Source organism: Ramlibacter sp. (genome assembly GCF_035706265.1).
Lineage (GTDB): Bacteria > Pseudomonadota > Gammaproteobacteria > Burkholderiales > Burkholderiaceae_C > Ramlibacter.
In genome coordinates, this window is sequence record NZ_DASSVG010000329.1 from 1 (window position 1) to 7799 (window position 7799).

Sequence of the window (7799 nt, forward strand, 5' to 3'; positions counted from 1 at the left end):
CTTGCGCGTGATCATCGCGAGCGGGAAGTTCCAGGGCGTGATCGCGGCGCACACGCCGATCGGCTGGCGCACGACCAGCAGCCGGCGGTTGTTGTCGAACTGCGGCAGGGTCTCGCCGTTGATGCGCTTGGCTTCTTTGGCGAACCACTCGACGAAGCTGGCGCCGTAAGCGACCTCGCCCTTGGCTTCGGCGAAGGGCTTGCCCTGTTCGGCCGTCATGAGGCGGCCCAGGTCTTCCTGGTTGGCCATCAGCAGGTCGTACCACTTGCGCAGGATGGCGCTGCGCTCCTTGGCCGTCTTGTTGCGCCACGCGGGCCAGGCGCGGTTGGCCGCCGCGATGGCCTGTTCGGCCTCCTGCGGGCCCAGGTTGGCCACGTCGGCGAGCTTCAGGCCGGTGGCGGGATCGTGCACCGCGAAGCGGCCCGCGCCGGGGATCCACTGGCCGTCGATCAGGGCATCGGTCTTGAGCAGGCTCGGGTCCTTCAGCAGGGCGAGCGGGGAGGTTTTCATGTCCATCGGGTTGTTCTCCTGGGGTCTGGTTCTGGTCGCGAACGGAAAGCATAGCGCCTCGCTTGGGCCCCCTCCCGCACCGAGCAGCCCTTTCACCCGCCCATCCACTCCGGCAACAGCCGCACCAGCGCGATCACCACGATGCCCTGCACCACGGCGTAGTGCCAGAAGAGGGTGCAGTTGTCCAGGGTGGCCCGCGCATCGGGCCGCAACCGGCCCGCCAGCGAGCGCACGAGCACGTAGCTGCCCATGAGGAGCAGCGCGAACACGTGCAGCCCCTGCCACCCGAGCAGGGCGGCCACCGTGGCGCCCCACGCATGATGGGTCGGGGAGAGGCCCGCCCCGATGTGTGCGCCGAGGTCGATCCCGAAGGCCCCGAGCACGCAGACACCCGCGACCAACCAGGCGAGCTGCAGCCATCCCTGCCCGCCTTGCAGCGGGCGGCGCACGGCCCAGGCGAGGGCGAGCGAGGCCGCCACCAGCAGGGCCGCGGCCCAGGCGCCGCCGCCCGGCACGCGCGCTCCCGGCGGCGGGCACACGTCCAGCTTCATGCTCACGTGCAGGTGCGAGAAGGCGAGGGCGGTGAAGATCGTGGCATCCACCGCGACCAGGATCACGGTGGCCCACCACGAGGGTGCTGCGCGGCCCTGCGCGAACGTCGGCACGTGCACGCCGTCGCCGATGCGCGCGGTGGCGGCCGGCGGCGGCCGATCGAGCTGCCACACCCAGGCGAGGATCGCGGCGATCGCCAGCAGGCCGCAGGCGATGGCGGGCAGGTAGCGGGAGACGGTGAGCAGCAGGAAGAAGCCCGCCGTGCCGGCGGCGGCGACGAAGTGCCACCAGCCGTCGCCCGCCAGCCGCAGCAACTGCCGGATCTCGCCGCGCCAGGGGCTGGTGACCAGCGTCTCGCGCCCGCCGAAGACGGAGCCGGGCAGCCAGTGCCTTCCTTCCTCCACCTCGCGCGCGAGATCCGGCTGGTCCCACAGCGGATAGGCGGAACGCACCTGCGGGATGCTGCGGGTGCCATAGGCGGCCTGCGGCAGCCATTCGAGCGAAGGAGCGTGCCATGGGTTGTCGTGCTCGCCTTGCGGGCGCAACGCAGTGCGCGCCAGGTGCGCCAGGCTCAGCGCCGCGCCGGCCGCGAACACGCAGGCGCCGGCCGTGGCCAGCACGTTCCACGGCGTCCAGCCCAGGCCGGCATCGTAGGTGTACACGCGCCGCGGCATGCCCGCCAGCCCGGCGAGGTGCATCGGGAAGAAGGCCAGGTTGAAGCCGACGAACATGAGGCCGCAGCTCCAGCGGCCCACGCGTTCGGAGAGGCGCCGGCCGCGGATCAGGGGCGCCCAGTAGTACAGGCCGGCGAAGAGCGGGAAGACCATGCCCCCGATCAGCACGTAGTGCAGGTGCGCCACGATGAAGTAGCTGTCGTGCACCTGCCAGTCGAAGGGCACCACAGCCACCATCACGCCCGTGAGGCCGCCCAGCACGAAGATGAAGTGGAAGCCGAGCAGGAACAGCGTCGGCGTGTCCCCTTTCACGCGGCCGGCCCGGAAGGTGGCGATCCAGGAGAACACCTGCACGCCGCTCGGCACCGCGACCGCGAAGCTGGCGATCGAGGTGAGGACCAGGGCGAGCGGCCCCAGGCCCGCCGTGAACATGTGGTGGATCCAGAGCAGGAAGCTGATCGCGCCCACGCCCACCAGCGCCCACGCGATCGCACCGTGCCCCACCAGCCGCGTTCGCGCCAGCGCCGGCACCATCATCGAGACCATGCCGGCGGCCGGCAGGAAGATGATGTAGACCTCGGGGTGGCCGAAGAACCAGAACAGGTGCTGCCACAGCAGCGGGTCGCCGCCGCGCGCGGCGACGAAGAAGGGCCAGTCGAGCGCGCGCTCCAGTTCCAGCAGCAGGGTGCCGGCGATGATGGCGGGGAAGGCGAACGCGATCATGAGCGCCGTCACCAGCGTGGCCCAGGCGAACAGGGGCATGTCGCGCAGGCGCATGCCGGGCGCGCGCGTGAACAGCACCCCGACGATCAGCTCGATCGCGCCGGCGATGGCGGAGATCTCGATGAAGCCGATGCCCAGCAGCCACCAGTCGGCGCCGATGCCGGGGGAGATCTCCTTGCCGGTGAGCGGCGGGTACATGAACCAGCCGCCGTCCGGCGAGGCGCCGAAGAAGATCGTGCAGAAGAAGGCGAAGCCGCCGAAGGCGTAGGCCCAGAACGCATAGGCCGACAGGCGCGGGAAGGGCAGGTCGCGCGCGCCGAGCATGTTGGGCAGCAGCCAGACCGCGATCGCCTCCACCACCGGCACGGCGAACAGGAACATCATCACCGTGCCGTGCATGGTGAAGAGCTGGTTGTAGGTGCCGGCCGCCAGCAGCGTGTTGCCGGGCGCGGCGAGCTGGGCCCGCATCAGCAGCGCGAGCACGCCGGCGCCGACGAAGAACAGCAGCGCCGTGAGCAGGTAGTACAGGCCGATCTGCGTGTTGTTGACGGCGCTGAAGCGGCGCCAGCCGGTGGGCGGCTCCCACGCCCGCTGCAGCGCCTCCAGCTCGCCTTCGGGGCGGGGCAGCCCATTGGGCAGCGCGCCGCCCCCGTCATTCCCGCTCAGGCGGGAATCCAGGCTCTCCTTCACTCCAGCGCCCCCAGCCATTCCACGATCGCCTCCAGCGGCGCCCCTTCGAGCCGCTGGTAGGAAGGCATGCGTGCGCCGCTCTTCACCCGCTGCACGTGCGCGATCCACTCCCGGCGCGCCTCGGCGCTGTTGGCGAAGGTGCCGGCCGCCAGGTGCATGCGGCTGCCGATGTGGGTGAGATCGGGCGCCAGCCGCGCGCCCTCGCTCACGCCCCGCACCGCGTGGCAGGCGTCGCAGCGGTTGGCGAGGAAGGCCTCGCGGCCGGCCTCCTGCCGCGCGGTCGTCGCGGCGCGCGCGGGCTTCGCCTGCGCCGCCAGCCAGGCCTCGAATTCTGCCGGCCGCAACGCGACGACGTGCAGGGCCATGCGCGCGTGCTGTTCGCCGCAGAACTCGGCGCACTGGCCGCGGTAGGTGCCCGGCGCATCGGCCGTGAGCAGCAGGTGCTGCATGCGGCCCGGCAACATGTCCATCTTGCCGGCCAGCCGGGGCACCCAGAAGCTGTGGATCGCGTCGGCGCTGTCCAGCGCCAGGTAGACGGGCCGGCCGACCGGGATGCGGATCTCGTTGGCGGTGCGGATCTCGGCGCCCGTGGCGGGATCGCGGTAGCGCACGTCCCACCACCACAGGTGACCGGTGACGGCCACCACCAGCGCACCGGGCGGCGGGGCCGGCTTCCAGGCCGGCGTCATCGGCACCGACCAGGCGAACAGCGCGACCAGCACGGCGATGGGAAACACCAGCCCGCCGCCGATGACCCACGCGCGCGTCCGCACGGGGCCGGGGCGGCGGCGCAGCGCGGCGGCCAGCAGGAGCATGACGCCCACGAAGATCGCCGCGGCGCCGGCGAACAGCACCCAGCTCACCGTCGCGATCGACTGCGCGGCAGCGCCGGCGGCGTCCAGCACGCCCCCCATCTCACTCCAGCGAAAAGAGGTAGGCGGCCATCGCCTCCGCCTCGGCGGGTGTCACGCCCATCTGGGGCATGCGGGTGCCGGGCACCAGCGACTGCGGCGCCACGATCCAGCGCTGCAGCACCTCGGGGCGGTTCGGCAAGCGCCCGGCGATGTAGCTGCGGTGGCGCCACGCGGTGAGCGGTTGCACGACCTGGCCGCGCGAGCCCGGCACGCCGGGGATGGTGTGGCAGCTGCCGCAGCGGTACTGCACCAGCAGGTCGCGGCCGCGCGCGACCGCATCGTCGGCCGGCGCCCCCGCCGCGCTCGCGCAGGCGAGGAGGCAAGCGAGGCCCGGCGCGGAGCGCGCGATGCGGCAGGTCGTCGGCATCGGCGCATTCTGGCCCGCAGCCGCTGCGCCGTGGGCCAGAATCGCGGCTCCATGGGCAACAGGAATGCGGTGCTCGCGGCCGTGGCCGCCACGACGGCCGCGCTGGCGATCGCCGCGGCGGGCTTGGCTGCCGCCGCGGTGTTCGGCGGCTGGTACGACGTGGCCGCGACGCAGCAGCACTGGAAGCCGACCTATGCCGTGCTGGAAACGGCCATGCGCCACGCGGTGAAGCTGCGCGCGCGCGACATCGCGGAGCCGCCGCTCGCCGACGAGGCGATGGTGCTGCGCGGCGCGGGCTGCTATCGCGACAAGTGCGAGCTGTGCCACGGCGGGCCGGGCGTGGCACCCGGCGACCCCGGCCAGAGCATGCAGCCGCTGCCCGGTCCGCTGGTCGACGCGCGTCGCCACTGGCGGGCCCGAGAGCTGTACTGGATCACGCGCAACGGCATCCGCATGAGTGGCATGCCGGGCTGGGAGTTCCGGCTGCGCGACCAGGAGCTGTGGGAGGTGGTCGCCTTCCTGCAGCGCCTGCCGGAACTGGCCGCCCCCCAGTACGCCGAACTGCTCGGACGGGCGCCGCCGTCACCCGCATGCGGCCCCGAGGCGCAGCGACCGGCCGTGCCGCCGGTGACCGTGGCCGCACCGGCGCCGCCGGACGTGGAGCGCGGCCGCCGCGCCCTCAACCAGCACGCCTGCAACGCGTGCCACATCATTCCGGGCGTGACCGGCTCCAACGTCTACGTCGGCCCGCCGCTGGAAGGCATCGCCAGCCGCCAGTTCATCGCCGGCACGCTGCTGAACTCGCAGGACAACATGGTCCGCTGGATCCTGCAAACCCAGCAGGTGAAGCCCGGCACGGCGATGCCGCAGCTCGGGGTGCAGGAGCACGACGCCCGCGACATGGCCGGCTACCTCGCCACGCTGCGCTGAGCGCGTATTGCTGGGGCAGGGGGCGGCTGGATCCCGCCTACGCGGGAATGCCGGTGCAGGGCGCGGAGATCGCCCCAAACTTATAATCAAAGGTTCAGCTGGACCCTCCATGAGCACTCCCCAATTCACCGTCGCCGACATCCGCCAGACCTTCCTCGATTTCTTCAAGGACAAGGGGCACGCGGTGGTGGCCTCGAGTCCGCTGGTGCCGGGCAACGACCCGACGCTGATGTTCACCAACTCCGGGATGGTGCAGTTCAAGGACGTGTTCCTCGGCACCGACAAGCGGCCCTACGTGCGGGCGGCCTCGGTGCAGGCCTGCCTGCGCGCCGGCGGCAAGCACAACGACCTGGAGAACGTGGGCTACACGGCCCGCCACCACACCTTCTTCGAGATGCTGGGCAACTGGTCCTTCGGCGACTACTTCAAGCGCGAGTCGCTGAAGTGGGGCTGGGAGCTGCTGACCCGGGTCTACAAGCTGCCGGCGGAGAAGCTCTGGGCCACCGTCTACATCGAGGACGACGAGGCCTACGACATCTGGACGAAGGAGATCGGCCTGCCGCCCGAGCGCGTGGTGCGCATCGGCGACAACAAGGGCGCCCGCTACGCCAGCGACAACTTCTGGATGATGGCCGACACCGGCCCCTGCGGCCCGTGCTCGGAGATCTTCTACGACCACGGCCCGGAAATCCCCGGCGGCCCCCCCGGCAGCCCCGACGAGGACGGCGACCGCTACATCGAGATCTGGAACCACGTGTTCATGCAGTTCGACATGCAGCCCGATGGCAGCGTGAAGAAGCTGCCCGCGCCCTGCGTGGACACCGGCATGGGCCTGGAGCGCCTGGCGGCGATCCTGCAGCACGTGCATTCGAACTACGAGATCGACCTGTTCGCCACGCTGATCCGGGCGGCCGCGCGCGAGACCGGCATCGACGACCTCGGGAATCCCTCGCTGAAGGTGATCGCGGACCACATCCGCGCCTGCTCCTTCCTGGTGGCCGATGGCGTGATCCCGTCCAACGAAGGCCGCGGCTACGTGCAGCGCCGCATCATCCGCCGCGCCATCCGCCACGGCTACAAGCTCGGTCGCAAGAGCCCCTTCTTCCACAAGCTGGTGCCGGACCTGGTCAAGCTGATGGGTGACGCCTATCCGAACCTGAAGGCCTCGGAGCAGCGCGTGATCGAGGTGCTGAAGGCGGAGGAGGAGCGCTTCTACGAGACGCTCGCCAACGGCATGGAGATCCTGGACGCGGCCCTCGGCGCCGGCCAGAAGGAGCTGCCGGGCGACGTGGCCTTCAAGCTGCACGACACCTACGGCTTCCCGCTGGACCTGACCAACGACGTCTGCCGCGAGCGCGGCGTGACGGTGGACGCTGCGGGCTTCGACGCCGCGATGGAGCGGCAGAAGGCCGCGGGCCGCGCGGCGGGCAAGTTCAAGATGGACCGCGTGCTGGAATACGGCGGCGCCGGCAACGTCTTCACCGGCTATGAGAGGCTGGAGGAGCAGGCCACGGTGCTTGCCATCTACAAGGACGGCGCGCCGGTGCAGCAACTCGAGGAAGGCCAGCCGGGCATCGTGGTGCTGGACACCACGCCTTTCTATGCCGAGAGCGGCGGCCAGGTCGGCGACAGCGGCTTCCTGGCCGCGGAGGGCGTGCAGTTCGGCGTGGAGGACACGCAGAAGATCAAGGCCGACGTGTTCGGCCACCACGGCACCCAGACCCAAGGCACGCTGAAGGTCGGCGACAAGGTGAAGGCCTCGGTGGACATGGCGCTGCGCCAGGCGACCATGCGCAACCACAGCGTCACCCACCTGATGCACAAGGCGCTGCGCGAAGTGCTCGGCGCGCACGTGCAGCAGAAGGGCTCGCTGGTCGATGCCGACAAGACGCGCTTCGACTTCACACACAACCAGCCGGTGAGCGACGACCAGATCCGCGAGGTCGAGAAGCGCGTGAACGCCGAGATCCTGGAGAACCACGCGACGCAGGCGCGCGTGATGGACATCGAATCGGCCAAGGCCACCGGCGCCATGATGCTGTTCGGCGAGAAGTACGGCGACACGGTGCGCGTGCTGGACATCGGCAGCTCGCGCGAAGTGTGCGGCGGCACGCACGTGAGCCGCACGGGCGACATAGGCCTGTTCAAGATCGTCAGCGAAGGCGGCGTGGCCGCCGGCGTGCGCCGCATCGAGGCGGTGACCGGCGCCAACGCGCTGGCCTACCTGCAGGACCTGGAGAGCACGGTCAACGCCGCGGCCAGCGCCCTGAAGGCCCCCGTGCCGGAACTGCAGGGCCGCATTGGCCAGGTGCTGGAGCAGGTGCGCGGGCTGGAGAAGGAAGTGGCCGCGCTCAAGGGCAAGCTCGCCTCCTCGCAGGGTGACGAGCTGGTGAACCAGGCCGTGGACGTGAAGGGCGTGAAGGTGCTGGCTGCGCGCCT

At 71.0% G+C, this 7799-nt stretch carries 6 protein-coding genes; 2 read left to right on the forward strand and 4 right to left on the reverse strand.

Features of this window, described 5'->3' with window-relative positions:
• From VFM98_RS11905 to VFM98_RS11920, 4 genes are all read right to left on the reverse strand, one after another.
• The coding region (locus VFM98_RS11905; RefSeq protein WP_325110133.1) for an aldehyde dehydrogenase family protein at positions 1-516 on the reverse strand (516 nt) is incomplete at its 3' end.
• A gap of 86 nt (positions 517-602) precedes the next feature.
• Positions 603-3149 (reverse strand): cbb3-type cytochrome c oxidase subunit I, encoded by a 2547-nt coding sequence (locus VFM98_RS11910; protein WP_325110134.1) that lies wholly within the window; start codon positions 3147-3149, stop codon positions 603-605.
• Positions 3146-4063 (reverse strand): cytochrome c oxidase subunit II, encoded by a 918-nt coding sequence (gene coxB / locus VFM98_RS11915; RefSeq protein ID WP_325110135.1) that lies wholly within the window; start codon positions 4061-4063, stop codon positions 3146-3148. The genes VFM98_RS11910 and coxB overlap by 4 nt, the downstream gene beginning before the upstream one ends.
• A 1-nt stretch (position 4064) precedes the next feature.
• Positions 4065-4430, reverse strand: coding sequence for a cytochrome c (locus tag VFM98_RS11920; RefSeq protein ID WP_325110136.1), 366 nt, complete (start codon positions 4428-4430; stop codon positions 4065-4067).
• Positions 4431-4481: 51 nt separating this feature from the next.
• Here VFM98_RS11920 and VFM98_RS11925 point away from each other — a divergent pair, with 51 nt between their 5' ends.
• Both VFM98_RS11925 and alaS read left to right on the forward strand, forming a co-directional pair.
• The gene (locus VFM98_RS11925; RefSeq protein ID WP_325110138.1) at positions 4482-5360 is read left to right on the forward strand and encodes a c-type cytochrome; all 879 of its coding nucleotides are present in this window, start codon (positions 4482-4484) and stop codon (positions 5358-5360) included.
• Between the two features lie 109 nt (positions 5361-5469).
• Positions 5470-7799: alanine--tRNA ligase (gene alaS, locus VFM98_RS11930; protein ID WP_325110139.1), on the forward strand; the 2330-nt coding region annotated here is incomplete at its 3' end.